The sequence below is a fragment of the Candidatus Thiothrix putei genome, assembly GCA_029972225.1.
In the GTDB taxonomy this organism is placed as follows: domain Bacteria; phylum Pseudomonadota; class Gammaproteobacteria; order Thiotrichales; family Thiotrichaceae; genus Thiothrix; species Thiothrix putei.
Genome location: CP124756.1, coordinates 1,209,234 through 1,235,529, shown reverse-complemented (window position 1 = coordinate 1,235,529; position 26,296 = coordinate 1,209,234). Strand labels below are relative to the sequence as shown.

At 51.9% G+C, this 26,296-nt stretch carries 30 protein-coding genes and 1 pseudogene; 10 read left to right on the top strand and 21 right to left on the bottom strand.

Annotated features, from left to right (window positions below; genetic code table 11):
* Positions 1-2: 2 nt before the first annotated feature.
* A complete protein-coding gene (locus QJT81_06390; protein ID WGZ95611.1) occupies positions 3-575 on the bottom strand; it encodes a Uma2 family endonuclease in 573 nt (190 codons plus the stop codon).
* Positions 576-774: 199 nt separating this feature from the next.
* Here QJT81_06390 and grxD point away from each other — a divergent pair, with 199 nt between their 5' ends.
* Complete coding sequence (grxD, locus tag QJT81_06385) at positions 775-1,119, top strand: Grx4 family monothiol glutaredoxin (GenBank protein WGZ95610.1); 345 nt, start codon at positions 775-777, stop codon at positions 1,117-1,119.
* A gap of 52 nt (positions 1,120-1,171) precedes the next feature.
* On the opposite strand, the gene QJT81_06380 is transcribed toward grxD, so the two are convergent.
* The 7 genes from QJT81_06380 to carA all read right to left on the bottom strand — a co-directional run bounded on the left by QJT81_06380 (position 1,172) and on the right by carA (position 8,183).
* A complete protein-coding gene (locus tag QJT81_06380; GenBank protein WGZ95609.1) occupies positions 1,172-1,612 on the bottom strand; it encodes a DUF2384 domain-containing protein in 441 nt (146 codons plus the stop codon).
* A gap of 2 nt (positions 1,613-1,614) precedes the next feature.
* A complete protein-coding gene (locus QJT81_06375; protein ID WGZ95608.1) occupies positions 1,615-1,893 on the bottom strand; it encodes a segregation and condensation protein A in 279 nt (92 codons plus the stop codon).
* Between the two features lie 92 nt (positions 1,894-1,985).
* Positions 1,986-2,756 carry an adenosylcobinamide-GDP ribazoletransferase gene (locus tag QJT81_06370; protein WGZ95607.1) on the bottom strand — a complete coding sequence of 257 codons (771 nt, stop codon included), beginning with the start codon at positions 2,754-2,756 and terminating at the stop codon, positions 1,986-1,988.
* On the bottom strand, positions 2,723-3,331 hold the full coding sequence (cobC, locus tag QJT81_06365) for an alpha-ribazole phosphatase family protein (protein ID WGZ95606.1): 609 nt from the start codon (positions 3,329-3,331) through the stop codon (positions 2,723-2,725). Before cobC ends, QJT81_06370 begins: the two co-directional genes overlap by 34 nt.
* A complete protein-coding gene (greA, locus tag QJT81_06360) occupies positions 3,331-3,816 on the bottom strand; it encodes a transcription elongation factor GreA (GenBank protein WGZ95605.1) in 486 nt (161 codons plus the stop codon). Before greA ends, cobC begins: the two co-directional genes overlap by 1 nt.
* Before the next feature lie 4 nt (positions 3,817-3,820).
* Positions 3,821-7,051, bottom strand: a complete 3,231-nt coding sequence (gene carB / locus QJT81_06355) for a carbamoyl-phosphate synthase large subunit (protein ID WGZ95604.1) — start codon at positions 7,049-7,051, stop codon at positions 3,821-3,823.
* Complete coding sequence (gene carA / locus QJT81_06350) at positions 7,044-8,183, bottom strand: glutamine-hydrolyzing carbamoyl-phosphate synthase small subunit (GenBank protein ID WGZ95603.1); 1,140 nt, start codon at positions 8,181-8,183, stop codon at positions 7,044-7,046. Before carA ends, carB begins: the two co-directional genes overlap by 8 nt.
* A gap of 257 nt (positions 8,184-8,440) precedes the next feature.
* Between carA and QJT81_06345 the strand changes: the two genes are divergently transcribed.
* On the top strand, positions 8,441-9,457 hold the full coding sequence (locus tag QJT81_06345; protein ID WGZ95602.1) for a polysaccharide biosynthesis tyrosine autokinase: 1,017 nt from the start codon (positions 8,441-8,443) through the stop codon (positions 9,455-9,457).
* Positions 9,458-9,466: 9 nt separating this feature from the next.
* Here QJT81_06345 and QJT81_06340 read toward each other — a convergent pair whose 3' ends face one another.
* From QJT81_06340 to QJT81_06330, 3 genes and pseudogenes are all read right to left on the bottom strand, one after another.
* A complete protein-coding gene (locus QJT81_06340; protein WGZ96455.1) occupies positions 9,467-10,741 on the bottom strand; it encodes an OB-fold nucleic acid binding domain-containing protein in 1,275 nt (424 codons plus the stop codon).
* 12 nt (positions 10,742-10,753) lie between these two features.
* A pseudogene (dnaE, locus tag QJT81_06335) lies at positions 10,754-14,344 on the bottom strand (DNA polymerase III subunit alpha).
* On the bottom strand, positions 14,341-14,697 hold the full coding sequence (locus tag QJT81_06330) for a nucleotide pyrophosphohydrolase (protein ID WGZ95601.1): 357 nt from the start codon (positions 14,695-14,697) through the stop codon (positions 14,341-14,343). The pseudogene dnaE and the gene QJT81_06330 overlap by 4 nt, the downstream one beginning before the upstream one ends.
* 74 nt (positions 14,698-14,771) lie before the next feature.
* On the opposite strand from QJT81_06330, the gene QJT81_06325 reads away from it, so the two are divergent.
* Entirely contained in the window at positions 14,772-15,305 is a 534-nt protein-coding gene (locus QJT81_06325; GenBank protein WGZ95600.1) for a hypothetical protein, read from the top strand.
* Here the strand turns inward: QJT81_06325 and QJT81_06320 are convergent.
* On the bottom strand, positions 15,288-17,633 hold the full coding sequence (locus QJT81_06320) for a sugar-binding protein (GenBank protein WGZ95599.1): 2,346 nt from the start codon (positions 17,631-17,633) through the stop codon (positions 15,288-15,290). The genes QJT81_06325 and QJT81_06320 overlap by 18 nt on opposite strands.
* 132 nt (positions 17,634-17,765) lie before the next feature.
* Between QJT81_06320 and QJT81_06315 the strand changes: the two genes are divergently transcribed.
* Complete coding sequence (locus QJT81_06315) at positions 17,766-18,908, top strand: molecular chaperone DnaJ (GenBank protein WGZ95598.1); 1,143 nt, start codon at positions 17,766-17,768, stop codon at positions 18,906-18,908.
* On the opposite strand, the gene QJT81_06310 is transcribed toward QJT81_06315, so the two are convergent.
* The 6 genes from QJT81_06310 to QJT81_06285 form a co-directional block, all read right to left on the bottom strand.
* Complete coding sequence (locus QJT81_06310) at positions 18,909-19,241, bottom strand: DUF86 domain-containing protein (protein ID WGZ95597.1); 333 nt, start codon at positions 19,239-19,241, stop codon at positions 18,909-18,911.
* Positions 19,205-19,381, bottom strand: coding sequence for a hypothetical protein (locus tag QJT81_06305; GenBank protein WGZ95596.1), 177 nt, complete (start codon positions 19,379-19,381; stop codon positions 19,205-19,207). The genes QJT81_06310 and QJT81_06305 overlap by 37 nt, the downstream gene beginning before the upstream one ends.
* A 211-nt stretch (positions 19,382-19,592) precedes the next feature.
* Entirely contained in the window at positions 19,593-19,733 is a 141-nt protein-coding gene (locus QJT81_06300) for a hypothetical protein (protein ID WGZ95595.1), read from the bottom strand.
* 90 nt (positions 19,734-19,823) lie between these two features.
* Positions 19,824-19,976, bottom strand: a complete 153-nt coding sequence (locus tag QJT81_06295) for a DUF3368 domain-containing protein (GenBank protein WGZ95594.1) — start codon at positions 19,974-19,976, stop codon at positions 19,824-19,826.
* A gap of 72 nt (positions 19,977-20,048) precedes the next feature.
* Positions 20,049-20,267, bottom strand: coding sequence for a UPF0175 family protein (locus tag QJT81_06290; protein ID WGZ95593.1), 219 nt, complete (start codon positions 20,265-20,267; stop codon positions 20,049-20,051).
* Complete coding sequence (locus tag QJT81_06285) at positions 20,260-21,303, bottom strand: hypothetical protein (GenBank protein WGZ95592.1); 1,044 nt, start codon at positions 21,301-21,303, stop codon at positions 20,260-20,262. The genes QJT81_06290 and QJT81_06285 overlap by 8 nt, the downstream gene beginning before the upstream one ends.
* Positions 21,304-21,476: 173 nt before the next feature.
* Between QJT81_06285 and QJT81_06280 the strand changes: the two genes are divergently transcribed.
* From QJT81_06280 to QJT81_06265, 4 genes are all read left to right on the top strand, one after another.
* Positions 21,477-21,650 carry a 6-carboxytetrahydropterin synthase gene (locus QJT81_06280; GenBank protein ID WGZ95591.1) on the top strand — a complete coding sequence of 58 codons (174 nt, stop codon included), beginning with the start codon at positions 21,477-21,479 and terminating at the stop codon, positions 21,648-21,650.
* 239 nt (positions 21,651-21,889) lie between these two features.
* On the top strand, positions 21,890-22,114 hold the full coding sequence (locus QJT81_06275) for a DUF2281 domain-containing protein (GenBank protein ID WGZ95590.1): 225 nt from the start codon (positions 21,890-21,892) through the stop codon (positions 22,112-22,114).
* Complete coding sequence (locus tag QJT81_06270) at positions 22,111-22,497, top strand: type II toxin-antitoxin system VapC family toxin (GenBank protein ID WGZ95589.1); 387 nt, start codon at positions 22,111-22,113, stop codon at positions 22,495-22,497. The genes QJT81_06275 and QJT81_06270 overlap by 4 nt, the downstream gene beginning before the upstream one ends.
* A 129-nt stretch (positions 22,498-22,626) precedes the next feature.
* Entirely contained in the window at positions 22,627-22,908 is a 282-nt protein-coding gene (locus QJT81_06265) for a DUF2283 domain-containing protein (GenBank protein WGZ95588.1), read from the top strand.
* Between the two features lie 2 nt (positions 22,909-22,910).
* Here the strand turns inward: QJT81_06265 and QJT81_06260 are convergent, their stop codons facing one another.
* Both QJT81_06260 and QJT81_06255 read right to left on the bottom strand, forming a co-directional pair.
* Positions 22,911-23,174, bottom strand: coding sequence for a HigA family addiction module antitoxin (locus QJT81_06260; GenBank protein WGZ95587.1), 264 nt, complete (start codon positions 23,172-23,174; stop codon positions 22,911-22,913).
* A gap of 11 nt (positions 23,175-23,185) precedes the next feature.
* Positions 23,186-23,464 carry a type II toxin-antitoxin system RelE/ParE family toxin gene (locus QJT81_06255; protein WGZ95586.1) on the bottom strand — a complete coding sequence of 93 codons (279 nt, stop codon included), beginning with the start codon at positions 23,462-23,464 and terminating at the stop codon, positions 23,186-23,188.
* Positions 23,465-23,620: 156 nt separating this feature from the next.
* Between QJT81_06255 and QJT81_06250 the strand changes: the two genes are divergently transcribed.
* Positions 23,621-24,709, top strand: coding sequence for a 6-carboxytetrahydropterin synthase (locus tag QJT81_06250; GenBank protein ID WGZ95585.1), 1,089 nt, complete (start codon positions 23,621-23,623; stop codon positions 24,707-24,709).
* Entirely contained in the window at positions 24,706-25,347 is a 642-nt protein-coding gene (gene queE, locus QJT81_06245; protein ID WGZ95584.1) for a 7-carboxy-7-deazaguanine synthase, read from the top strand. Before QJT81_06250 ends, queE begins: the two co-directional genes overlap by 4 nt.
* Positions 25,348-25,451: 104 nt before the next feature.
* On the opposite strand, the gene fghA is transcribed toward queE, so the two are convergent.
* Positions 25,452-26,288, bottom strand: a complete 837-nt coding sequence (fghA, locus tag QJT81_06240; GenBank protein ID WGZ95583.1) for an S-formylglutathione hydrolase — start codon at positions 26,286-26,288, stop codon at positions 25,452-25,454.
* Positions 26,289-26,296 lie beyond the last annotated feature (8 nt).

The window sequence follows — 26,296 nt, the reverse complement described above, 5'->3', positions numbered from 1 at the left end:
GATTATTCATCTTCCCCAAACACATACCCAAAATCCAACACCTGCCCCGCAAACGGCGGTATCACAAGCTGACTGCAAGCCGCTGCATCATGGCATTCCACCGAAAACGCCACGCGGTAATGCCCATTATCCAACGCATAAGCAATCAGGGTTTTGTCTTCCGGCGAAATCAGCCAGTAATGCGGCACTTGGTATGCCTGTAAACGCAGCAATTGGGTAAAGGTATCTTTGCGTTCATGCCCCGGCGAGGTGATTTCGCAAACCCAGTCGGGCAAGATGTCCATCACCCCCGTCGGTCGATTGGGAACACGTTCTTTGCGCCACCCCGCCAGATCATGCGTCGGGCAATGGTGTTCTGAATAACGCACGCTGATTTCACTCATGATCCACCAGCCGCCATCCCTGCCCTTACGCGACAACGGTAAGAATTGCCCCGACAACCCCGCTAGTGCCAAGGCATGTTCGGAACGCGCCATCGGGCGCTTGACAATTTCGCCGTTAATTAACTCGATGCGCTGATCTTGCTGATTTTCCAGCAATAAATCATCGACGGTTTTGAGTTTGAGAGCTTCCATGATGCGGTACTCGTGGATAGTGTGTTAAGGCGCAGTGTAGCACAGCACTTTCAGGAAGAACCTCACGCGGCGAATTTGAAGCCATGAAACAACGCCGCAAACACTGAAACACGCCTATTCCTCATGGAATCTGACGTTTATTTATTTCAGCCAACAGGTAGAATGTAATCATCATCTATCAATAACGAGGATTACCTGAATGAGCGCACTAGACCGTATCGACCAAGCCGTTAAAAGCAACCCTGTCATTATTTTCATGAAAGGCACGCCGCAAATGCCGCAATGTGGATTTTCCAGCCGCGCATCCCAAGCCTTGATGGCCTGTGGTGAAGAATTTGCTTACGTGAATGTATTGGGCGACCCTGAAATTTTCCAAGACTTGCCACAATACGCTAACTGGCCGACGTTCCCACAGGTTTACATCAACGGTGAACTGATTGGTGGTTGCGACATTACGCTGGAAATGTACCAAAACGGTGAATTGCAGAAAATGGTCAAAGAAGCAGTAAAACCAGACGCTGCAACTGAAGGCGATGCAGCGTAAGCAAAGTCATGAGGGCGGGCTTGAAGCATCAAGCCCTGCCCTAGCGTAGCGTTCAAGCAGCCGCTGCTTTTTTCTTCTCTTCAGCAGCGGCATGTAAAGCGTCGTTGATTGCGTAGCCATAGGCGCAATCGACTTCAATACGGACTTTCATCAAACCATCCACCCCTTCTGTCAACATCACCGCTAACGGATCACGACGCTGAAAACGGCGGTGCGGTTTGCTTAACCACATGACGCGCATTTGACTGCTGAACGGGAAGGTTGTGCGTAACGCATCGGCAATGCCAACAATGTGATCAATACGATCCATCATGTCAGGTGTTTGCGGAAAAGTTTTATCGCCCTGACGGTACTGTTGCAAATGACGCGGTCGGACTTCTTCAGCCAAACCCAAAATCATCAACATCTGTTCCGCGCTGATCTTCCACTCATCCATGTGGTTGATCACGGCTCGCGTCAACGCCCCCATCTCCTCGGCTGAAAAGGTTTGCATGATTAATCCCTCTTTTTCAGGCCAGCAATCGACACCACTTTGGGAGCACTGACTTCATCAATAAAATGGGGGCGTTCTTCGCTCACCCCAGCAAATTGCGCCAATTCACGCTCACGTGCCGCAATCAGATCGAAGCATTTTTTCACGTCTTCCACCGTCGCATCAGACAATGGATAACGAGTCGCAGCATCGGAAGGTGTTAAATCACGGATAATGCCGCCGAGGGTTTTACGCATCGCCATCAAGATGCGTCTTTCTGTGGAGAACTGTTCTTCTGACATGATTAATATGCCCTGCCTTTAAAGCTGCAAAATAACAACGTTATCCTAACACTTATGCCAATACCATACCACCAAGGTGGGGATTAGTCGCCTCAAGCAGTCACTGCCGCCACAAACAAGCCTATAGCTTCCAATAACACAATGCTTGCACCAATCGACTCCCAAGTAAGCCCGCCACACGTCTGTTTCATGCGCAACCGAATCAGCAACAGCAATACAAACAACGCTAACAAGGGCATACCCGCCACCAAGGCCACGGGCAAGGCCAACAATAACCAAAGGAAAAGCGCCACATACGGAAATTCGACCCGAAACTCATGTGCAAGAGACTCCCCAGGGGCACTTGGCGTAAAACCAATCAGAGCAGCCACTAACAGCCGTGCTGCAATCGGTGCCAACAGGATATACGGCCACAGCTTGTATTCAATCAACACCGAAAGTGCTGAAAATTTAACCATCATAATCAGTGCCATCACCCCCATCACACCGAAATGTGGCGCGGGCAAAAACTTGTCACCCAGTTCATTTTTCTCTGCTGCACCGCACCCGCCAAACAGCCATACATTAATGCTGCGAGCCAATGCATCCAGATGATGTAATTCGCTGATAAATAACCAAGCCGTCAGCAAAATGACCGAGGCCAACATAGGTTCAATACTTTCCAACTTCCAAGCAGTAAGGGCAAGAATGCCCCCCATTAATGCCCCCACCACCGGAAACCAAATCAAACCCCGGCCTTTTTCCTCCGCAGAAAAATCCGTAACCGGTGGGGCTGGCAATAACGTCAATACGCGCACCGCCACCTGTAAAGAACGGAAGATTGCGGTGATCATCCGCAACCATGCGCTAATAAACTGGCCCATTCACCACTGCGATCACGCAGCACCCGTAAGCGCGTCAATGCACCGTATTCGATATTGAGCGCCAACAAACGCTCATCCGACATTTGCAATACATGCGCCAGAATCACGCGAATCACCCCAGCGTGCGTAACAACCAACACCCGCTCACCCCGGTAGGCACGCCCCAGATCCATCCATGCATCCAAGACACGTGCACGAAACTCACCAAACCCCTCCGCTCCCGGCGGCGACACCTGCGCAGGATTCACCCACCATTCGGCCAACTGCTCAGGATGAGTGGCCATCACCTCTTGTGGAGTACAACCTTCCCACTCACCAAAATGAATTTCCCGCAAGCGTTCATCCCGTACCAGCGGTAAATCATGCTTTTGGGAAAACCATTCCGCAAAGGCAGCACACTGCATCCGGGGTGAAGTAATCACAGCATCCCAATCAGCCCCCGACCGTCCGAAGGCTTGCTTAAGCTGCTTCCAACCCAACTTGCTAAGCGGGGTTTCAAGTTCGCCACAAAACACATCTCCGGCTTCCACCGCACCGTGTTGCAACAAACCGATATGAGTAAAATTATTAGCCACTACTGATAAGTAACTGCAACAATTTCATATTCACGCACACCGCCCGGCGCCTGCACCACCGCAACGTCGCCCTCTTCCTTGCCAATCATGGCACGGGCAATCGGGGAAGATACAGCAACACGGTTATGCTTAATGTCAGCCTCAATGTCACCCACGATTTGATACGTAATGGTTTCACCGGACTCGACTTCTTCCAATTCAACGGTTGCGCCAAAAACCACTTTACCGGGATTCATTGCGCCAACCGCGACCACATCAATGACTTGCGCCATCGACAAGGTACTTTCTAACTCCTTAATACGCCCTTCGCAGAAACTTTGCTGCTCACGTGCTGCATGGTATTCGGCATTTTCTTTCAAATCGCCGTGTTCGCGTGCAGTCGCAATCGCCTGAATAATTTGCGGACGCTCTTCAGTTTTCAAACGCTGTAACTCAGCCTTCAAACGCTCAGAACCTTTCAATGTTAGCGGTGGTCTAGTACTCATCGCTTCAAACCCCTTGTTGTGTTATTTCCTGATGTAAATCTTGCAAGCAATAAACCTGCTCACTGTCAGTGTAGGCCATTGCCTTGCACAGTGCCCGCGCACCCTCAATCGTGGTGGTGTAGGTAATCTTGTGCTGCAAAGCTTCACGGCGAATCTCAAACGAATCGCGGGTGGACTGCTCGCCTTCGGTCGTGTTCACGATCAGGTCGATTTCCTCGTTCTTAATCATGTCGACGATGTTGGGGCGGCCTTCACGCATCTTGTTGACGATTTCGCAGGTGACACCGACGTTCTGCAATTCGCGTGCCGTGCCACGGGTAGCCACGATCCTGAAACCCTGACCGACCAACATTTCACCGATTTCTTTCAAGTGGCGGCGATCCGCTTCACGCACACTAATGAAAGCTACCCCAGAGGTTGGGTACACTTCGCCCGCTGCGTATTGCGCTTTGCCGAAAGCTTCAGCAAACGTTCTGCCCACGCCCATGACTTCGCCGGTGGATTTCATTTCCGGGCTAAGAATGGGGTCAACGCCGGGGAATTTGATGAATGGGAATACCGCTTCTTTCACCGCGTAATAGGATGGGATGATTTCGTTTAGTGCATTTTGCGACGCTAAACTTTGGCCAGCCATGCAACGTGCCGCGACTTTTGCCAGCGGACGACCGATGGCTTTGGACACGAATGGCACGGTACGTGAAGCACGCGGGTTCACTTCCAGCACGTATACGTCGTCACCCTTGATGGCAAATTGCGCGTTCATTAAGCCGATAACATTGAGGGCTTTGCCCATCTGTGACATTTGCTCGCGCAATTGGTTTTGAATGTCGGCACGCAAGGAATACGGCGGTAAAGAACACGCCGAGTCACCGGAGTGGATACCAGCCTGTTCGATGTGCTGCATAATGCCGCCGATTAACACGTTTTCACCGTCGCAAATTGCGTCAACGTCCACTTCAATCGCGTCATCCAGATAACGGTCGAGCAATACCGGCGAATCGTTGGACACGGAAACTGCCGTGGTCATGTAACGGCGCAATTCGTTTTCGTGGTAAACGATTTCCATCGCCCGTCCACCCAGCACGTAAGACGGGCGTACTACCAATGGGTAGCCGATTTCGTCTGCCAAGCGTACCGCTTCGTCAATGCTTCTCGCGGTGCGGTTCGGTGGCTGTTTCAAGCCGAGTTTGTGGATCAATTGCTGGAAACGTTCACGGTCTTCCGCCAAGTCGATGGAATCCGGCGATGTACCGATGATCGGCGCACCCAAGGCTTCCAAATCACGTGCCAATTTCAGCGGGGTTTGCCCACCGTATTGCACGATCACACCGTAAGGCTTTTCCAGATCGACGATTTCCATCACGTCTTCGAGTGTTAACGGCTCGAAATACAGACGGTCGGAAGTATCGTAATCGGTGGAAACGGTTTCTGGGTTGCAGTTCACCATAATGGTTTCAAAGCCATCATCGCGCAACGCCAACGCCGCGTGAACGCAGCAGTAGTCGAACTCGATGCCTTGACCGATACGGTTGGGGCCGCCGCCTAACACCATGATTTTCTTGCGGTCGGTCGGGTTGGATTCGCACTCTTCTTCGTAAGTGGAATACATGTATGCGGTATTGGTAGAAAATTCCGCCGCGCACGTATCGACGCGCTTATACACCGGGCGCACATTGAGCTTGTGACGTGCCACCCGTACCGTTTTTTCGGTTTCGTGCAACAGTTTAGCCAAGCGGCGGTCGGAGAAGCCTTTGCGCTTCAAGTTGCGCATTTCGTCAACGCTAATGCTATTCAGCAAACGGTCTTTCAAGCCGTTTTCCATATCAACCAATTCTTTGATTTGCACCAAGAACCACGGGTCAATGCTGGTTTGCGCGAACAATTCTTCGATGCTCAAGCCCAAACGGAAGGCATCCGCCACGTACAAAATACGTTCGGAACTGGCTTCGGTCAGTTGACGGCGCAGCGTGTCTTTCGCATCTGGGTCTTGCGGGTCAATACGCTCGCTCAAGCCGTCGATACCGGTTTCCAAACCACGCAGGGCTTTCTGGAACGACTCTTGGAAGGTGCGCCCCATTGCCATGACTTCGCCCACGGACTTCATTTGCGTGGTCAAACGCGAGTCGGCTTGCGGGAATTTCTCGAAGGTGAAACGCGGGATTTTGGTTACAACGTAGTCGATGGATGGCTCGAATGACGCAGGCGTTGCCCCGCCAGTAATCTCGTTGCGCAATTCGTCTAGCGTGTAGCCGACTGCCAGTTTCGCCGCGACTTTCGCAATCGGGAAGCCGGTGGCTTTGGAAGCGAGTGCGGAGGAACGCGACACACGCGGGTTCATCTCGATAACGATAATGCGCCCGTTGTTCGGGTTGACCGAGAATTGGACGTTAGAACCGCCGGTATCCACGCCGATCTTGCGCAAGACCGCGATGGAGGCATTCCGCAGTAACTGGTACTCCTTGTCGGTCAGGGTTTGCGCCGGGGCTACCGTAATCGAGTCACCCGTGTGGATGCCCATCGGGTCAAGGTTTTCGATGGAACAGATGATAATGCAGTTATCGTTGCGGTCACGCACGACTTCCATCTCGTATTCTTTCCAACCGAGCAGGGATTCTTCCAGCAGAACTTCGGTGGTGGGGGACAAATCCAGACCACGCGCCACGATGGCTTCAAATTCCTGCTTGTTGTAGGCAATACCACCACCGCTACCGCCCATCGTGAATGAGGGGCGAATAACCACGGGGAAACCGAGGGTGGCTTGCACAGCGCGAGCTTCGTCCATCGAATGCGCTACGCCGGAACGGGCGGATTCTAGACCGATTTCGTCCATCGCCACTTTGAATTTCTGGCGGTCTTCTGCCATGTCGATGGAGACTTCGTTCGCACCAATCATGTCCACGCCGAATTTTTCCAGCACACCCTGGCGAGAAAGATCAAGGGCGCAGTTGAGCGCGGTTTGCCCACCCATGGTTGGCAATAGCGCGTCAGGGCGTTCTTTTTCAATGATTTTGGCGACGGTTTCCCAGCGAATTGGCTCGATATAAATCGCATCCGCCATGTTCGGGTCGGTCATAATGGTCGCGGGGTTGGAGTTGACCAAAATGACGCGGTAGCCTTCCTCACGCAACGCCTTACACGCTTGCGCCCCGGAATAGTCAAATTCGCACGCCTGACCGATAATGATCGGGCCTGCACCAATAATCAGAATGCTTTTAATGTCAGTGCGTTTAGGCATGTGCAGCTCTCATCATCTCAATGAAACGGTCGAATACAGGGGCTACGTCGTGTGGGCCGGGGCTGGCTTCGGGGTGTCCTTGGAAACTCAGTGCGGGGCAGTCGGTACGTTCGATGCCTTGCAAAGTGCCATCAAACAGTGAGCGGTGCGTGGCACGCACGTTGGCTGGCAGCGTGGTTTCATCCACCGCGAAACCGTGGTTTTGGCTGCTGATCATGACGCGCTTGCTGTCCAAATCTTGCACCGGATGGTTCGCGCCATGATGCCCGAATTTCATTTTGACGGTTTTCGCACCACTGGCAAGGCCGAGCAATTGATGACCAAGGCAGATGCCAAACGTTGGGACTTTTTGCTCCAGTACTTCACGGATGGCAGCAATTGCGTAATCGCACGGTTCTGGGTCGCCGGGGCCGTTGGAGAGGAATACGCCGTCTGGTTTCATCGCCAGTACATCTGCCGCTGGGGTTTGCGCAGGCACGACAGTAACGTGGCAACCACGATCCACCAACATGCGCAGGATATTGGTTTTGATGCCGTAATCGTAAGCGACGATGTTGAATTCAGCCGTTGTCGCGGTGGAAGGGCGTGGGGTGGCGGGGTTTAATTGCCAACTGCCTTCTGTCCACACATAGCTGGACTTGACGGTGACTTCTTTCGCCAAATCCATGCCTTTTAAGCCGGGGAAGGAACGTGCTGCGTCCAGTGCAATGTCCACCGAAAGGTTTTCACCCGCCATGACGCAGCCGCGTTGTGCGCCTTTTTCACGCAAAATGCGCGTTAAACGGCGCGTGTCGATGTCGGCAATCGCGACAACGTTATTGCGGGCTAAATAGTCTGGCAGGGATTCTTCCGCACGCCAGCTACTGTAAACCGCAGGCACATCGCGCACGATCAAGCCAGCCGCGTGGACTTGGGTGGATTCGCAATCTTCCTGATTGACACCGACGTTACCAATATGCGGGTAAGTCAAGGTAACGATTTGGCGTGAATACGACGGGTCAGTCAGGATTTCCTGATAGCCTGTCAGTGCGGTATTAAAGACCACTTCACCCGTGGTTTGGCCATCACAGCCGATGGAACGCCCGTGGAAAACACTCCCGTCTTCCAGCACCAGCAGTGCTTGCTTGTTCAAAAGAACCTCCGAAGTCTACATACGAAACGGGATGAGGCATGGCTCATCCCGTCGAAAGAATTTAGTAGAAGTGCATTTTACGCGCTGCCCGACAGAGTGTCTATGTGCGGTTTCATGGAAACTTAATGGTCGTGGAATGATCTATTGTATAAAGCGCGATGAATTACGTTTATTTATGCAGATTCTCAAACATGCAAATCATATTTTTTTATGTATAATAAAACAATCCAAGGGCTAAAATAGGAAATCAGGGGACAATGAACACGCCAAACGTATTGCCCAAACGGCAGACTACATTCTCAGCAGAAGGGGGATTTGTGCAAGTACCGACATTTCATACCGGAGGTACTTCGTTAGGGGACGAGCTACACAAATTACGTATTATTGCTAAACGCCGCGAAAAAACATTATTGAGCGTTTATCTTGGCGTATTCCTCTTTGCGCTTTTCATCAGCGAAGCCTTACAGCCTAATCTAGTCCGCAATTTTATTCTAAGTTTTATTTTAGGTTTGTGTGCTGGCGTCATTGCCGCCTTTATCCGCGAAGGAACGGATGCCGTTATCAAAACATCTGAAACACTCTCAAAGGTGCTACCGCTTCCCTTGCTAGGCATTGCACCCGCCATCCGTAAAAAAGCGGGGAGTTATGCTTTTCAAAGCGCCAACCACCCCGATTCTCATGTGGCCGCAGCATTTCGTTCTCTACGCAACAACTTTTTAGTCATCACTCACCAGAAACGCCCTAAAATTATTAATATCACCAGTACTGATGCCAGCGAAGGCAAAAGCAGCACCAGTATTAATCTAGCCACAACGTTTGCCCAATCAGGCGCAAATGTCTTATTGATTGATGCTGACCTACGCCGTCCTACCTTACACAAACATTTCGGCGTGGATAATATCAAAGGATTAGGTAATTATTTGGCAGGTCTGGATGAACTGGAAGGCTTGATTCGTCCCACCTTTATTCCTGAATTGCATATTATTTCTTCTGGCCCTATTACCCCGCACTCAGTTGAACTGCTATCCAGTGAGCGCATGACACAACTGATTAATTATGCGGAACAAAACGACTCCCGCTTTGACGTGATCATTATTGACTCGCCCCCCGTGATGGGAATGGCGGATGCATTACTTATCAGCAATCGCGTCCATGCAACGTTGTTGGTCGTGGCGTGCAATCAAACCCGCCGCCGCCCATTACATGCGGCATTTGAACGCCTGAAGCAGGCACGAACCAATATGGTCGGCGTCATACTGACCAAAGCACGTTAGCAACGTGAGTTAAAACACTAAACTCACGTTTTCTCTACCCAATACCTGCCGCAGATCATGCAACCCTGTATCATCTAGCGGCACTGTCCACTGCCCTGCCAAGCGCATTTCCGCTTGTGCTTGGGTATTGCGGTATTCAACCGCAATTGGGAACGTGCCAGCAACCTCAGCAGGTTTCAAATATTGCCGCAACACCGGTAAAATTCCTTGTTGTATCTGTTGCTCCTCTAGCCGCAACACCAGTTTGCGTAAGAAATTCTCGCGTATCGAACGCATATCATGGACTTTTTCCACCCTCAAACGTGTCTTACCGGTGCGTTGATCGGTATCGAGCGAGCCTTCCAATACAATACAGGCTTCTTTTTCCAGTAAATGTCCATATTGGGTAAATGTGTCAGTAAAAATCATCACCTCATAATAAGCGGTATTATCGTCAAGCTGCACAAAAGCGCGTTTACCATTGTCAGTATATTGGGTGCGCACGCTGGTCACCAAACCAGCTAACATCACCGGCTCACGACGGTATTTGGTGCTGTCATCTTCGGCAATATCCACCAGTTTTTTGCGACTGCCTAATCCGGCAATTTCCTCCTTGTATTCATCCAGTGGATGCCCTGTCAGGTACAAACCCAGTGTTTCTTTTTCCAAACGCAAGCGTTCTTTTTCAGGAAATTCCTCACGGCTGGGCATGGTCGCCTCTGGGGTCGATTCCGCCACGCCGCCGCCAAATAATCCGCCGAACAGGTCGGTTTGCCCCGTGCCTTGATTGCGGTTGTATTGTTCTGCCATGCGCATGGCTTCGGGCAAGTATTCAAGCATGGCGCGGCGCGTCCCGCCCAAGCTGTCGAAAGCGCCTGATTTGATCAGGGTTTCCAGCACACGACGATTGACCTTTTGTGTGCCAGCACGTTTGCAGAGATCCGCCAGTGATTGGAATGCCCCGTTTTTATTGCGCTGTTCCACCAACACACTCAAGGCGGCTTCACCCGCGCCTTTCACTGCCCCCAGCCCGTAAATAATGCGGTTTTGATCATCCACCGTGAATTGGTATTCGGAGCGATTAATGTCCGGCGGCAACACCTGTAGCCCAAGCTGGCGGCAATCATCCAGCAACGTCACCACTTTTTCGGTGTTATCCATATCCGCCGACATGACGGCTGCCATGAATGCGGCGGGGTGATGGGCTTTTAGCCATGCAGTTTGGAAGGCAACAAGGGCGTAGGCGGCGGAATGGGAGTTGTGGACGATGATGCCATCCGCAACAAAATTGTGATCCTGCTCCACCGTCAGGTCATAGGTATCTTCCTCGCCACGCGCTTCAATGCTGACCACGGCATCCCAGAAAACATCTGAATTTGCCACTGTCTTTAACCGTGCCGAATGGAAAATCTCCGCCAGCCGTGCAATGGTGTCACGGTAAAAACCCTGTTTATTGGCACTGCCGTTGCCGTAAAATTCCTTCATCGACAGACCCGATCGACATTCCAATTCGTTCCAAGTCAAACCTGCCTTGAGGCGCTCTTCCGCAACCCACTGACGCACATCCGCCGGAATGGTGTCCTTGCTACTGCGCCCGCGATCTGTGGTGTGCAAATGCTGATGCAAATGCGCAAGCTGTGTTTCCCGACTAATAACGTGCGGGACGATTCGTTGCAGGAAGGTTTCCACACTACCCTGCCCTAACACATGCACGGTGTAACCTGCACGATGTCCACCGCGATAACGGAATTGCTTGGAGTGAATGCGGCTAGGAATCCCCAAACGCAGCAATAAGGTTTGCACATCATCTGCCAATTGCAGCGACGAAGTGGCATAAAATGGCACATGCAGCGTTGCATTGGCAATAAAACCATCACCAGACCACAAGCGCCCCAAGAACAGCTCAATATCTTCATCTGGCAGGGCAAATACTTCAGCGGGAATAACTTTTTCAGTCGCTTTTTTACCCAGCAACCCCAAGGTTTCCGCCCAGACATACGCACCACTGCGGGTAGGCGGTTCATCTTGCACTGCGACTGCTGCACGGGCATTCCACGGCACTTGTCCGGCATGGAAGCGGGTTTTACGTCCGGTATTGACACAAACCTCAAGCCGCCCATTGCTGCGGGTATCAATGCGGGCGACAGTATCGGGGAACTCCGCCACTGCTGCCGCGAAATCATCAATCATCTGACGGTTATTATTGAAGAAATACAAGGATGAGGGGTGGCAGGTATTGCCTTCCGATAACAGCCCAGCAAGCGTAATCAACTCATGCTGAGACCAATGCGACAGTCCGCTAACAGGCAAGCAGCGCGGTACGGCAATGCGTTCCCCGACTTGCAAATCGCCCAAGTTTTTCCAGCCATGCAAGGTACGGAACGGGTGATTGGCGGTAGCCGTAATACGTTTGCCCAAACGGGTGCGCAGTTCATAAACGGGTTTGCGCCCGTTCCACATAACATCCACCACTTGACGTTTATGTAATTTCCAATCATCACTCAAGGCATGGATGGTGAAAGCCCGTCGGTTTTTGAACAGCTCCCCAACGGTAGTCATAAACCCTGTATCAGCATTCATGATACAAGTAGAAGCGACCACACATTTGTTGAAACCATATTCCGCGAATTTTTCCATTAAATCAAATATATAGCCAGCCTGATTTTCATCGACATGATTGTTTCGCGCCCCCTCCATGAAAATGGAACGTTGTTTTGCCATCTCCTCCGGTTTCTTTTTACCCATTGCACGGCGCAACATGTCCGCACCACCCAGCGTGTATTGGGCAAGGACTTGCGCAATCTGCATAACCTGTTCTTGGTAAACAATAACGCCGTAGGTCGGTTTGAGAATTTGCTCTAGGCTCGGATGCGGGTATTCGACCTTGGCAATGCCTTTTTTGCGGTTGATAAAATCGTCCACCATCCCCGATTGCAACGGACCGGGGCGGAACAGTGCCACCAATGCCACCACATCCTCGAACACGTCCGGTTGCAAGCGGCGGATCAGGTCTTTCATGCCGCGTGATTCAAGCTGAAATACAGCGGTGGTTTTTTGCGCCTTGAGCAGATCGAAGCTGGCTTTGTCATCCAACGGAATGCGGTTAATGTCGACCGGCGGCAAGCCTTTCGCCGCTTGCTGGCGGTTAATAGTTTGCAACGCCCAGTCGATAATGGTGAGGTTGCGCAAGCCCAAAAAGTCGAACTTGACCAGCCCGACCTCTTCCACGTCGTTTTTGTCGAATTGCGACACCACGCCTTCGCCGTTTTCTTCGCAGCAAATCGCGGTGAAATCGGTCAAATCGGTCGGGGAAATCAATACCCCACCCGCGTGTTTACCGGTGTTACGCGACAAGCCTTCTAAAGAAATCGCCAAATCCAACAACGACTTAACTTCTTCATCCTTGTTATACAAGTCGATCAGGTCGGGGGATACCAATTCGGAATCTTTTTCGGACTTGGGGGTACGCCCCAGCGCGTCTTCCAAGGTGATGCCAATGGTAAACGGAATCAGTTTGGCAATCCGATCCACAAACCCGTAGGGATGCCCCAACACCCGCCCGACGTCACGCACTACCGCTTTCGCCGCCATCGAACCGTAAGTGATGATTTGCGAAACCTGATTACGCCCGTAAGTTCTGGCAACATAATCAATTACTTTGTCGCGGTTATCCATGCAAAAGTCAATGTCGAAGTCAGGCATGGACACGCGCTCAGGGTTGAGGAAGCGTTCAAACAGCAAGTCGTAAGCCAACGGATCAAGGTCGGTGATTTTCAACGCATACGCCACCAATGAACCCGCACCCGACCCCCGCCCAGGGCCGACCGGAATGCCGTTATCCTTCGCCCACTGGATGAAATCCGCAACGATCAAGAAGTAGCCGGGAAACCCCATTTTATTGATTACGTCGAGTTCGATTTTTAGGCGTTCGTCGTACACTTTGCGCTTTTCGATGAAGGCAGGCGTACCACGCGGGTATTTGTCACCGAGCAGGAAATCGAGGCGTTCTTCCAAACCCTCCTCACTGACTTTGCAAAAATACTCCGCTTCGGTCATGCCCTCAGGAATCGGGAATTGTGGCAGGTAATTTTTACCCAAGGTCAGTGACACATTGCAGCGTTTAGCAATTTCGACCGTGTTACTGATCGCGCTGGGAATATCAGCAAACAATTCCGCCATTTCGTCGCCCGTGCGCAAATATTGCTGCGGGCTGTAGCGTTTGGGGCGTTTGGGGTCAGCCAGCACGTAGCCGTCACGAATACAAACCCGCGCTTCGTGGGAAGCAAAATCGGATTCGGCAATGAAACGCACGTCATTGGTGGCGACCACGGGGATGTCGTGTGCAAGGGCAAGGTCGATGGCTGCGTGGATGTAGTCTTCTTCGCCATCGCGTCCGGTGCGTTGCAGTTCTAAATAGTAACGATCGGGGAAAGTTTCCAACCATTCTTGCAGGCGCTTGTCGGCGAGTTCTTGATTGCCGGAGAGCAAGGCTTGACCTATATCGCCCTCGCGTCCGCCGGAGAGCATGATTACGCCTTCGCTGAATTCCTTGATCCACTCGCGTTGCACTCGCGGCACGCCCAGTACCTGCCCTTGTTGGTAGGCGCGGGATACGAGCTTGGTGAGGTTACGGTAGCCGGTGTTGTTTTGGCATAGCAAAATCGTGTGAAACAAGGTATCCGTGCCTTGTTCATCTGCCAGCAACAGATCCAGACCGAAGATGGGTTTGATGCCTGCACCCATTGCGGCTTTGTAGAATTTCACCAAGCCGAAAAAGTTGTTTTGGTCGGTAATCGCGAGAGCGGGTAAGTCTTTGCTCGCGGCGACTTTCATCAGTGGTTTGATGCGGATGGTGCTATCAACCAACGAATATTCGGTGTGGAGGCGGAGGTGGACGAATGGGGTCATGCTTCGTCTCCTGCCCGCAATTCGGTATATTTCTTCGCCGACCCTTTCGCCAATGCCACCGGATATTTACGCCGATTTTGCACCATCTTCTCGCGCACCGCCGCTTCCAGATCAATCCCCAAATCCGCACACAAATACGTCAGGTAAGTCGCCACATCTGCCACTTCATCCCGCAACTGCGGCATAATGTGATCCAACGCCGTACCACGACGGTCTTCCCACTGGAACAATTCCAACACCTCGCCCGCCTCTAAAGAGAGCGAAATCGCAAGGTTGCGCGGGGTGTGGAACTGCGCCCAATCACGCTCGGCGCGGAAGTGCATGAGTTCATCCACAAGGTCTTTCGGCAGCATGGTAATGTCCTGTTGAATCCAACAAGCATTATAATCCCCGAATCCGAACCTGACAGAAGAAAAGGACACTCACAGTGCTGAAATTTCTACCCGGCATTTTATTGCTACAAGTCATAACCGTGGTATTGGTATTGATTGCGCCCGCCGAATTGAGCGGCTGGGGCTGGTTGCGACTGGTGATTCCCGTTGGCATTGTGGGCGTACTCACCGCCGCGTGGTTCAGTTCAATGGCGGCACACCACAACAAAGATGAAATCAGCCGCTTGCAAGAATGCCACGCCAAAGAACGCGAAGCGCTGCGCGTCAATGCCGAACGCGCCAAACACCGCGTGATTAAACAAGCGCATCAGGAAACCATTCAGGAAGTACGCCGCACCTCGACCCAAGCCAATATCAAAGTGGGCATGGCGTTTGCGGGGGCTGCCGGTATTGGTGGCTTGTTGTTGCTCACGCAATTCATCACGCTAGGGTTGCTGATGTTGACCACGGCTGGGGGCGCACTGGGCGGCTATGTGTTACGCATTCGCCAGGAAAAAGCCAAAATGGAACTGCTACCCAAAACGAAAACCAAACCACGCTTGATCAATGCCTCACCGACCACTAAATAGCACCACACCCCACTGGCGTGGGTCGGTTAGGGCTTGTTTGTCTTGCGCCATCCACGCGATTTTGCCATCGCGTGTGCCGCCATCGTCATCATCGTTCACTTCCACATTGACGCTTACACGATCTTTAATAGCAGGGTTCATGCCCAAGGCTTGCCAAGGAATCCACGCCTCCAACACGTAACCGTCGTAAAACGCCCGCGTATCAAAACGGATACTGCGCAACGCTTCCGCAGACAGTGGCGCAGAATTTTTCCCCAACACCACTTGCTCACGATCACAGGCAAAAATCAGGTGGAAATCGTGCTTGCCGTCCAGCGTGGCATCGCGGCTATTATCCGTGTCAATCAAAAACCCCACGGAATCATCATCCGCCGGATGCGCCGAATCAAACACCCGTTTGCTGTCGTATACGCGCACGGTCAGGAACAGGAAATCGTCATCCCAGCGCCCTTGCCATTTCCCAAACAGGTTACGTTTATCCCACGCCGACCCTTCCAGCAATAAATCCAAAGTAATCGGGTTTTCGATGACAAATACCCGCTCTGGGTCAAATGCTGGTCGCCACACAATCACGGGGTCATTTGGATTACGCGGGGCAATGGCTAATGGATTATGGGCTGGCTTCTGTGGCACAGGTAAAGGCTGAGGTGCGTGTGTCGCCATAAAATCCAACACGGCGGCGTATTTCGGCGCTTGTTCACGCGGTTGACGAATGTGTTCCTTTAGCCCCCAACAACCGTACCATTGGCAAACACGGGGCGCGGAAAACAGCATCATCAATTGCCCGCCTGCCCGTTGCCACCCTTCCAGAAATTCGGTGTAAAGTTGTCCCATGCGCGGATCACGGTTAGCAGCGAAAAATAGCGGATTCGGGTGCTGATCCGGCTTGCGGGTTGCCCAATCCACCAAGCCCTGCCCACCTTCGTAGCCTAGCAATGTCACTCCAAACTGTTGCGCCAGTTGCGCATGACGCTGCACTTTTTCCAATACTTCCGGCAATGAACGGTAAGAGTCCGGCGCTGTGGTCAGGTGAAAAATATCTTCCACGGTTTCTGCTTCACGATAGCCTTTGATATTACCGCCGAAATACGGCGCAATTGCCAACGCATCCACCGACTGATACGTGTCATCGTAACTCAGCACTTTTTCAGCAAAATCAGGGCGCGTATCCCAAGCGCCCAGCACGCGCACGAAACGTTCCCGCCCACCGAATACCTGTTCCCACATGGCAAAAATCTCGCGGGCGCGGATGGTGTAATACTCATAACCCACGTCGGCAGCATTCAGCCCCAACGCCATTTCAATGCCTTTTTTCTGGGTATATTCGCCGTGGTTAAAGTTGGTATTCCAAATTTCATTGGAATATTCGAGGTAGATTTTCAGTTCAGGGTTAAGATGGTCGCGCACATAGGTGGCATATTTGCGCACATAGTCGTCGTCAGCCGCGTGCGGCAGGTTGAACCAAGCATCCTTTTGCAAACGGTTGGCAAGTTCCACCATAATTTCCAGCGGTGCGCCGCGAGCACCATACGTACCGCCCCAAGTGGCTTCATCCATGCTGGGGCGCTCCTGCCAATGCGCCTCAGGGTTGCGGGTAATGCCTGACATTGGCATGAAGCGGATTGCCTGAAAATCTTTCATAAAATCCAGGTAGTCAGGGTTGAAGACAATCTCGGCGTAGTGATCCGCGAACGACAAATACATACCCGCATCCCCCGCACAAGCCGATGCATCCGTCACCCGCTGAAACGGATTGTGTTGGCAGATACCACCGGGCGGTAAGATACGGATATTGCGCACATAATCCGCTGGATTACTGCGAGCGATCACGAGACTAGCATCCAAACGTGCATTCACACCCGCTTCCAGTGTAATGGTGTCGCGCCCCGGCGAATGCGTAATCAGCTTGGCATCATTACCATAACGGATTTCCCCCTCACCGTCATACAGCACCGTGTATTCACCAGCAGGCAGTGCATCGGCGGGCAATTCACCGAGAAAGCGCGTACCGGCCTCACCGCCGTTGAGATTATTCGACCAGCCATTGATATCGTAGGTGACAGACTCTGCCTTCAAGCGCAGCACATTTTCCTGAAACGGATTGGCAGAACGAAACAAATCAACAAACGGCAGACTGGCATCGTTATAGCTGATTTCGTTGGTATTAATTCCCAACAGTGATACCACTGAGGTAGCAGGCTTTCGCACTTGCCCCGTTGGTAACGTTTCCACCTTATCCTGCCAAGTACGATATAAGTGCAAACCGATTTGCACCAAAAACAGCAATAAGGCCAGAATAAGCACAATCTTCAGAAATTTTCGTAACATTCTGCAAGTTTAGGTCGTTTTCTCACGACTGCCAGTGCATTCCTGACCAAACGAAACTTTCCCCAGATTTCCTGCTGGAACAAAGCGTCATCTGATGCCACACTACCGCTAAAATCAGTATTAGGAAGCCCCATGTCCAGCAAAAAAGTTGTCCACATTCACACCGCTCCCGCACAAGCGGTACTGTCACCCGCACAAAAGAAGTTCAACAGCCTCATCAAAAAGATCGACGCGCAAAAACAACTCTTGGCAGAGTGGCAGGAAACGTTCGAGCGTTGCCGCACCGATGCCGTCGACAAGCTAGAGCCGTTAAAACAAAGCATGAAGGAACAGCAAACGGCAATGGCTCACCTGCTGGATCAGCAATTCACCGCCAATAAATTCACCAAAACCCAACAAGAAAAACTCACGCACCTCATCGTGGAACTCTGCGAAGAATTGCTACGCAGCGGTGACGACGACGAGTTAAAAGCCATGTATAACAAATACACCGCCAGCGACTACGATACCGAAGCGGAAGAAGAACAAATGATGGCAAACGAGTTCATGAAATCCATGCTTGAAAAAGAATTCGGGATAAGCCTGGACGATGATGAATTCGACTTGCAAAACCCGCAAGCAACCGCCGAACGCCTCGCCGAAAAGGTCAAACAGCGCGAAGCCGAGGCAGAAGCCGCTGCTGCTGCCCGCCCCCAACGCAAAAAATCCGCCAAACAACTGGCAAAAGAAGCCAAGGATGCGGAAGAAGCCGCCAATGTCAGCAAATCCATCCAAGCCGTTTACCGCCAACTCACCAGTGCCTTGCACCCCGACCGCGAACAAGACCCGATAGAACGCGAACGCAAAACCGAACTGATGCAGCAAGTAACCGTCGCTTACGCCAATAAAGATTTGCTGAAACTGCTGGAATTACAACTCGCGGTTGAGCAAATCGACCAAAGCAAACTCAGCAGCCTGAGTGCCGAACGCCTCAAGCATTACAACAAAGTCCTCAGTGACCAACTGGCTGAATTACAAGAAGAAGTCATGCTTAAAGAAGACCAAATCCGCATGATGGTGCAAATTCCACCGTTTGAACCGCTTTCCCCCAAACGCCTGGCGATGTTACTCAAGCAAGACATTCAAACGATGCAGGCAGAAATTAAACGTATCCAGCAAGATTTGCGGCTATTTAAGGATGTGAAATACCTTAAAGCTTGGCTGAAAAACGTGCGCTTGCCTGAACCAGACTTTGGGTTTGACCCGTTTTTTGATGGATTTCCGCCATTTCGTTAATCATGAGTCACCCGCAATGATCCGCGCCCTATTCATCTGTACGCAAAACCGCTTGCGCAGCCCGACCGCTGAACAGGTTTTTTCTAGCTGGGCGAATGTGGAAACGGATTCTGCCGGGCTGGGCAATGATGCCGCAATCATGGTGGGAATGTCATTTTTACAGATATTGAATAACTGTTCTGCGTCAACATGGAAGTAGGTGTGTGCCAGCACATCCCGCATTCCCATTGCCCCACGCCATCTTACCGCTGGGTATTGCGGGAAAAGTTTACCTTCGGTTTTACGGTCGATATTTTTCAGCTCTTCACCTGCTCTGCAATTAAAATCATGCAAATGGCATCCAGCTTATCCTCGCCGTCTTCCGTCAGATAGAAATCGGAAGGTTCAGTGATTGAAGCAAAACGGCGAGGGATGCGGCGCAGTGCTGCCAGCAAGGTTTGCAGCTTTTCAATCAGCAGTTCACGGTCATACATAAACGGCTTCCTGTTCGATACGGGCTTTCAGGCGTGAGTTGGTGAGTCCGCGCAGGTGCAATACATCCACGGTTTTTTCCAACACGGCTTCCAAGGTTTGGTTGGCGGATGCAATGTTTTAACTCATCCAATAGTTCCGCAAATTTGGTATCACTAATCTGGTAAGCTTCTTCTACCAAACGTTCCCGCAAAGAGTTTACTGCTAACATGTTTAAGGTTTCCATGCCTGATCAATTTCTTGCATCAGACGGTCAGTTTCTTTCAACGCCACAATGATTTTCTGATAATGCCGAATATCATCCAAAGTAAGTGTGCGCCCGACACCTCGATTTATCGGGAGGTTCAGAACCACAATTAGAAGCACCACCGCGTCGTATCACAAGAGATACCCAATGACACTGCCCGACTACGTTAGTTGCAGTTGGCAAGAGTCTCACTAACTTCACTCGCTGATTTGCTGCAACAATTGGCGGGACAAGTAATAACCATTTGCCGCCATCGCATCTAACAGCACGGCTGCATCATTTATCAAATGCCGCTGCTCTGCTATCCATAACACTTTCACCGTACCGACAAATGCCAACTTGCGTTGCAAGTAAACAGTTGTTGCAGAATCATTAGCTGATGAATGCCCGCAAATGCCAATAGAGCGGACCAATGTCGCTGATTATGACAGCCATGCCGACAAATCTTGAGTTTCATGTGCGGTAGTTTCATCGGGTCGGGCAATTTCAATGCCAAAACTCGCCAAATGCGTGATGAAAGCGCTCATGCTTAATCCGCTAAATTGGGTTGCTTTGCCTAATGACATCAAACCATCACGAAACAAGCTGGCAGCGAGTGCTGGGCGCGAACTTAGCGTAGTGTCATTGAAGGTTTTATCCACAAGACACCATCGCCTCAATCTCCGCCAACGCCGCCACACCCTTAGCCTGAAACACCGCCAACGCCTTGCGCCCAACCGTTGCCCAATGCTCACGCCCCCACTCCGCATACGCAGCAATCTTCTCCGCATCGCCCGTCTCATGCCAATGCTGATACGCCGCCACCAACTGCGGAGCCAGTTTCTTGCGCATCGCTGCCAGATTGCCGAAATAAAAATGGATCGACGCAGCGTTCCCACGCACCAACAATTCCGGCAAGGTATGCAAACAATCCGCCAGTAAATCACGCACCGCCCGCAACATAATGTCAGCGTGCGACGGCGGCAAAGCAAACAACATGGTTTGCCATGCCGCATCACCCAAGGCTTGCCCCGCTTTCACTTCGCCGATTTCGTGCGCAATCACGGTTTGAATTTCAGCCGCCGCCATTGCATCCAACGCCGCTTCCACATCCGCATCGAAATCGTAGTGCGCCAACGCACGGCCCATCGGGTTATCCAGCCCGCTCCAACGCCATTCGTCAACTTTTTCCCACACCATGCGGCGTAAGGATTCGCGGCGAATGAAGACCTGTTTGCCTTGATTCATGGCGGGTGGCGCTTCCACATCCCGCGCCAGTTCTCGCCCTGCGACCAGAATGGTGTAACCATCTTGTTCGATCACTTGTTCCAGTTCCGCCAGGAAAAACAGCGGGCGGCAACGCCGACCGTAACCAGCGCTGTAGACCAACCCTGCGCTATTCAACGCGGCGTTGATGGTTTCATTGGCAAACGGGTCGTGTTCACCGCTGCCATTGAGCGGTAACGGGGCGTAATCTTGTGTATCCAGCGCATCCCACACGGCTTCGCGCTGAGTGAGCCATTCGCCCACGTCATCGCTGGTCACGACTTCGCTGAGGAGGATGCCTTTTTCCCAGCGGTAAAATTCGCGCATTTTCAGCAAATACACGCATAAGGTGTAATCACCCGCGTGGCGTGCGTCGGCAATATGGCAATTGCGTTGGATGGTTTGGATCAAATCGTGGTGCTGTGTGTGCATAAACCTACCTCGTTCGTTTTGCCCGATAGTAGCAAGGTTCACGCCACAACGCGCATTCCCGCATGCGCTTTCATCAACCAATTCCTGCCGATGCCCACGGATGAAAACCTCGCCGTTGGATACGCGCCCGCCTCGCCCTGCCCAGCGTCGCCCCCGGACACCAATGCGGACGGATGCACGGCCACGGTTTCGAGGTCATCCTCCACGCCAACCAAAACCTGCAAGCGCAAGACATGGGCGTAGACTTCGACCACCTTGCCGCCGTCTGGCAACCGTTGCACGACCAATTGCACCATACTCCCGCGATGGAATATGCCCAAAGCAACCTAAGAGGAATGACCCGATGAAAGACACTGAAAACCCTACTTCTGAATTCGTCTGTAAACTCCGCGCCGAATTTTCATTTACCGATGGTATAAGTTCCTCATGTGCTAACCTGAGAAAATCCATGCCAGATTCAAACGCCGAAAATATTGGATTCGTGCGCCGCGCTGATACGCGGGAAGGTTCGTGCCACACCGAGAATGGTCAACAGGGGTATCCTTGGCTATACTGATCCAAGAGAAATAGCTGGAGTGATACCATTATGGGTACAGTAGAGCTAATCACTGAACACACCCGCCGTTTGCCGGAGAGTGTTCAACGAGAAATACTTAATTTTGTTGAATTTCTGTTCAATAAATACAGTGCGCCCCTTGCCCAATCTGCTGTGCCAACAACACGTCAGGCTGGCTTACACGCTGGTTGTGCGGTGATGACTGCTGATTTCGATGCGCCCTTATCAGACGATTTCTGGCTGGGTACAGAATGAGGCTGCTGTTAGATACCCACACATTTTTATGGTGGGACAGCCAACCAAACAAACTTCCCGCCAAGGTGCTGGCACTGTGTGAAGATACTCAAAATGAGATATTTTTGAGCGTTTCCAGCATTTGGGAGATGCAGATAAAGCATCAATTAGGCAAATTGGAACTTCATCTGCCGTTGGATAGGCTGGTCTCAGAACAAGTGCAAAAAAATGCCATTCAGATTTTACCGATACAGACAGCCCATGTGTTGGGGGTTGCTGCTTTACCTGATGTTCATAAAGACCCGTTTGATCGTCTTCTGATTGCCCAAGCCAATGTTGAGGAAATGGTGTTTCTGAGTGGTGATGGGGTTTTCAAGCATTATCCTGTCCAGATTATTTGGTGATAATGATTTTGCACCAACAAGTTGCTCGATGACCGAATAAAGATGATTCCGTCATGCGCTAACACGAGAAAGTTTGTCTACGGCGCTGATACGTGGGAAAGACGGCTATGATCAACTGGGAGTTAAACGATGAACATTAAATACTACGAAGATGATGACATCCTTGTTCAACGGTTCAACAATAACCCGATTGTCCGTGAAGTCTCGCAGAGCTGGAATATCAATATCAGCTACGATAAAGACGGCAATATCGTTCAGATTGTCATACTCGAAGCCAAAGAAAAGGGACTTTATCCAGCAAAATCATTGCGCGGCTTCTTGCAGCATACAGGCACACCCGTGCCGATAGATCAGCTTTGCAAGCCTGTCGAATATACCGATCTTACCCACCACCGCACCCGCCAGATTTGACATTATGCCGCCATTTTCTGACGAGCATGGTACAAATCATAAGTCATTTGCATACGTAGCCAATGCTCAGCATCAGGCTTGCCAAATACTTTCTCCAATTTGATAGCGGTTTCTGCTGTAATGGGGGCATGACCATTAACGATAGCAGAAAGTGTCTTCCGGCTAATGCCAAGTTTTTCAGCGGCTGCGGTAATGGTTATATTTAACTCTTTGAGAATATCTTCTCCAAGGATTTCACCCGGATGGGCAGGATCATACATCGGCATATCGTATTTCCTCAGTGATAGTCTTCATAATCGACAAGTTCAACATTCTGCTCAGTAAATTGAAACGTAATACGCCAGTTACCGCTGACCCTAACAGACCATGTTCCTTGTCTATTGCCTTGCAGGGGATGAAGTCGGTAGCCGGGCAAATCCATATCATCTGGTATCTGGGCTGTTTCCAAAACGGTCAGAATTCGACGCAATTTCGGAGCGTGTTCAGGTTGAATACCTGCTTTACTACCTGTCAGGTAAAAGCGTTCTAACCCTTTATGAATAAAGCTAATGATCATCTTGCTTCCTTTTAGCTACTATAATCCGCCAAGCAATGTAACACAACAGGTTACAGTTAATTTTATGCAAGTCTGTCGAGTATACCGAAAACATAGCGCAACGCCCCCGCCTACGCCATAATTCCCGCTTGATTCCCAGCAAGCCCCCTCCACCCCATGAACGAAACTCTGTTTTACGTCGCCGCCGCCCCCTTTGAAGCCGCCTGCCGCGTCGAAAATGCCCTAGGGCAATCCCCCCTTTCCGCCGCACACCCCGCCCGCCGCCTGCACGGACACAGCTTTCTCGCCAAAGTCCGCGCCATCGGTACAAGCTCCGTCGAAGCCCTACGCCAACAGCTCGCCCACAGCGTTGCGCCGCTCGACTACAACGACCTCAACCAATTCCTACCGATGCCCACGGATGAAAACCTCGCCCGTTGGATACGCGCCCGCCTTGCCCTTCCCAGCGTCGCTTCAGTCGGCGTGCAAAGCACCTTGCACCAAGGCGCAGACCTCGACCTTGCTGACAACGCCCACATCTGGCGACGCTTCCGATTTGAAGCCGCACACCGCCTCCCCAACGTCGCCCCCGGACACCAATGCGGACGGATGCACGGCCACGGTTTCGAAGTCATCCTCCACGCCAACCAAAACCTGCAAGCGCAAGACATGGGCGTAGACTTCGACCGCATCAAAGCCGTCTGGCAACCGCTGCACGACCAATTGCACCACCACTGCCTCAACGACATCCAAGGCTTGGACAACCCCACCAGCGAAACCCTCGCCGCATGGCTATGGGAACGCCTCAAGCCCGAACTCGACGCGCTCTCATGGGTCAGCGTCTACGAAACCGTCACCGCAGGCAGCCACTACGACGGGCAACATTACCGCATCTGGAAAGACCAACGCTTTGAAAGCGCCCTAACCCTGACCCGCGCCGACTCCTCTGACAGCGTGCGCCGCCTGCACGGACACAGCTACTTACTCCGCCTGCACCTCACCGCCCCGCTCGACACCGTAATGGGCTGGACAATCGATTACGGCGACGTAAAAACGCAATTCAAGCCGATCTACCAACAGCTCGACCACCACAACCTCAACGACCTAACCGGGCTAGACGAACCCGACCCCGCCAGCGTTGCCCGCTGGATACGCGCCCAAGCCACCGCAGGCTTGCCACAACTCGACCGCATCGACCTGTACGAAACACCGGGCTGCGGCGTGGTATTATCATGGGGCGCACACGAACCGGGACTGCCTGTATGACCTATTCCGTCAAAGAAATTTTCTACACCCTGCAAGGCGAAGGCTTCCACGCCGGTCGCCCCGCCATCTTTTGCCGCTTCGCTGGCTGCAACCTATGGTCAGGGCTAGAAGCCGACCGCGCCAAAGCCGTGTGCAACTTCTGCGACACCGATTTTGTAGGCGTGGATGGGATCAACGGCGGCAAATTCCGCGATGCCAAGGCACTGGTCGCGGCGATCATTCAAGCATGGTGGATCGGCGTAAAACAAGACATGAACCGTTTCATCGTCTTCACCGGCGGCGAACCGCTATTGCAATTGGATAAAGCCCTGATCGACGCTTTACACCAAGAAGGCTTCGAGATTGCCGTAGAAACCAATGGCACGAAACCCGCCCCCGCAGGCATCGACTGGCTCTGCGTCAGCCCCAAAGCCGACAGCGAGATCGTACTAACGCATGGCAATGAACTGAAGTTGGTATACCCGCAGCCGCTCGCCATGCCAGAACGCTTTGCAGGGCTGGATTTCCAGCATTTCTACCTGCAAGCAATGGATGGAGCGGCACAAGCGCAAAACACCAAAGCGGCGATTGCGTATTGTATGCAATACCCGCAATGGAAGTTGAGTGTGCAAACCCACAAGTGGTTGGGGATAGCTTAAATCGTCTTCATCATTTGTTTTGAACTAGGATTTCTAGGATTAAAGGATGGGCAGGATAGTCGGAGCGCCCATCATGGAAATCCTTTAATCTTGAAAATCCTAGTTCAGACTAACGCCCTAGCGTGCCAAGCAATATGTTCACCCATAAACGTAGCGATAAAATGGTAGCTATGGTCATACCCCGCCTGCATCCGCAATGACAACGGCTGCTCAGCCTGCAAACAAGCCGCTTGGAACACCTCCGGCAGCAATTGCCCCTCCACCAGAAACTCATCCGCCGTGCCTTGATCAATCAAGATCTCCGGCACATGCGCCCCCGCCTGCACCAAGCACGTTGCATCATACGCCTCCCACAACGTGGCATTTTCACCCAAATACGCCGCGAAACAGCCCTTACCCCACGCACCATTCAGCGGGTGGCAAATCGGCGCAAACGCCGACACCGAACGGTAAGCATCGGGATTTTTCAGCGCGGCAATCAATGCACCGTGCCCTCCCATCGAATGCCCGCTGATGGATTTCACCCCCGGAATCAGCGGCAAATGCGTCTCCACCAAATGAGGCAATTCCTCCACCACATAATCGTACATGCGGAAATGCTTATCCCACGGCGGCTGAATCGCGTTGACATAGAATCCTGCACCTTGCCCCAGATCATAACGTTCCGGCACATCCGGCACGTCATCACCACGCGGACTGGTATCAGGAATAATCAGCGCAATGCCCTGCTCGGCAGCGTAACGTTGCGCACCCGCCTTCACCCGAAAATTATCATCGGTACAGGTCAATCCCGACAGCCAATACAGCGCAGGCACATTGCCGTGCGCAGCCTGTGGCGGCAAGTACACCGAAAACGTCATCTCACAATGGCACGCCACCGAATAATGGGTGTAACGGTTGAGGTAGCCACCGAATTCTTTAACACTTTCAATCAGCTTCATGCGCGATC

What these genes read in the sequence shown, in the direction of transcription:
- QJT81_06305 (WGZ95596.1), bottom strand. Translation starts at nt 19,381, where the DNA reads ATGTATGACCGTGAACTGCTGATTGAAAAGCTGCAAACCTTGCTGGCA.
- QJT81_06265 (WGZ95588.1), top strand. Translation starts at nt 22,627, where the DNA reads ATGAACATTAAATACTACGAAGATGATGACATCCTTGTTCAACGGTTC.
- carB (WGZ95604.1), bottom strand. Translation starts at nt 7,051, where the DNA reads ATGCCTAAACGCACTGACATTAAAAGCATTCTGATTATTGGTGCAGGC.
- grxD (WGZ95610.1), top strand. Translation starts at nt 775, where the DNA reads ATGAGCGCACTAGACCGTATCGACCAAGCCGTTAAAAGCAACCCTGTC.
- QJT81_06260 (WGZ95587.1), bottom strand. Translation starts at nt 23,174, where the DNA reads ATGCCGATGTATGATCCTGCCCATCCGGGTGAAATCCTTGGAGAAGAT.
- QJT81_06380 (WGZ95609.1), bottom strand. Translation starts at nt 1,612, where the DNA reads ATGCAAACCTTTTCAGCCGAGGAGATGGGGGCGTTGACGCGAGCCGTG.
- QJT81_06370 (WGZ95607.1), bottom strand. Translation starts at nt 2,756, where the DNA reads ATGGGCCAGTTTATTAGCGCATGGTTGCGGATGATCACCGCAATCTTC.
- QJT81_06390 (WGZ95611.1), bottom strand. Translation starts at nt 575, where the DNA reads ATGGAAGCTCTCAAACTCAAAACCGTCGATGATTTATTGCTGGAAAAT.
- QJT81_06375 (WGZ95608.1), bottom strand. Translation starts at nt 1,893, where the DNA reads ATGTCAGAAGAACAGTTCTCCACAGAAAGACGCATCTTGATGGCGATG.
- queE (WGZ95584.1), top strand. Translation starts at nt 24,706, where the DNA reads ATGACCTATTCCGTCAAAGAAATTTTCTACACCCTGCAAGGCGAAGGC.
- QJT81_06320 (WGZ95599.1), bottom strand. Translation starts at nt 17,633, where the DNA reads ATGTTACGAAAATTTCTGAAGATTGTGCTTATTCTGGCCTTATTGCTG.
- QJT81_06250 (WGZ95585.1), top strand. Translation starts at nt 23,621, where the DNA reads ATGAACGAAACTCTGTTTTACGTCGCCGCCGCCCCCTTTGAAGCCGCC.
- QJT81_06345 (WGZ95602.1), top strand. Translation starts at nt 8,441, where the DNA reads ATGAACACGCCAAACGTATTGCCCAAACGGCAGACTACATTCTCAGCA.
- greA (WGZ95605.1), bottom strand. Translation starts at nt 3,816, where the DNA reads ATGAGTACTAGACCACCGCTAACATTGAAAGGTTCTGAGCGTTTGAAG.
- fghA (WGZ95583.1), bottom strand. Translation starts at nt 26,288, where the DNA reads ATGAAGCTGATTGAAAGTGTTAAAGAATTCGGTGGCTACCTCAACCGT.
- QJT81_06270 (WGZ95589.1), top strand. Translation starts at nt 22,111, where the DNA reads ATGAGGCTGCTGTTAGATACCCACACATTTTTATGGTGGGACAGCCAA.
- QJT81_06330 (WGZ95601.1), bottom strand. Translation starts at nt 14,697, where the DNA reads ATGCTGCCGAAAGACCTTGTGGATGAACTCATGCACTTCCGCGCCGAG.
- QJT81_06255 (WGZ95586.1), bottom strand. Translation starts at nt 23,464, where the DNA reads ATGATCATTAGCTTTATTCATAAAGGGTTAGAACGCTTTTACCTGACA.
- QJT81_06285 (WGZ95592.1), bottom strand. Translation starts at nt 21,303, where the DNA reads ATGCACACACAGCACCACGATTTGATCCAAACCATCCAACGCAATTGC.
- QJT81_06315 (WGZ95598.1), top strand. Translation starts at nt 17,766, where the DNA reads ATGTCCAGCAAAAAAGTTGTCCACATTCACACCGCTCCCGCACAAGCG.
- QJT81_06280 (WGZ95591.1), top strand. Translation starts at nt 21,477, where the DNA reads ATGCACGGCCACGGTTTCGAGGTCATCCTCCACGCCAACCAAAACCTG.
- QJT81_06275 (WGZ95590.1), top strand. Translation starts at nt 21,890, where the DNA reads ATGGGTACAGTAGAGCTAATCACTGAACACACCCGCCGTTTGCCGGAG.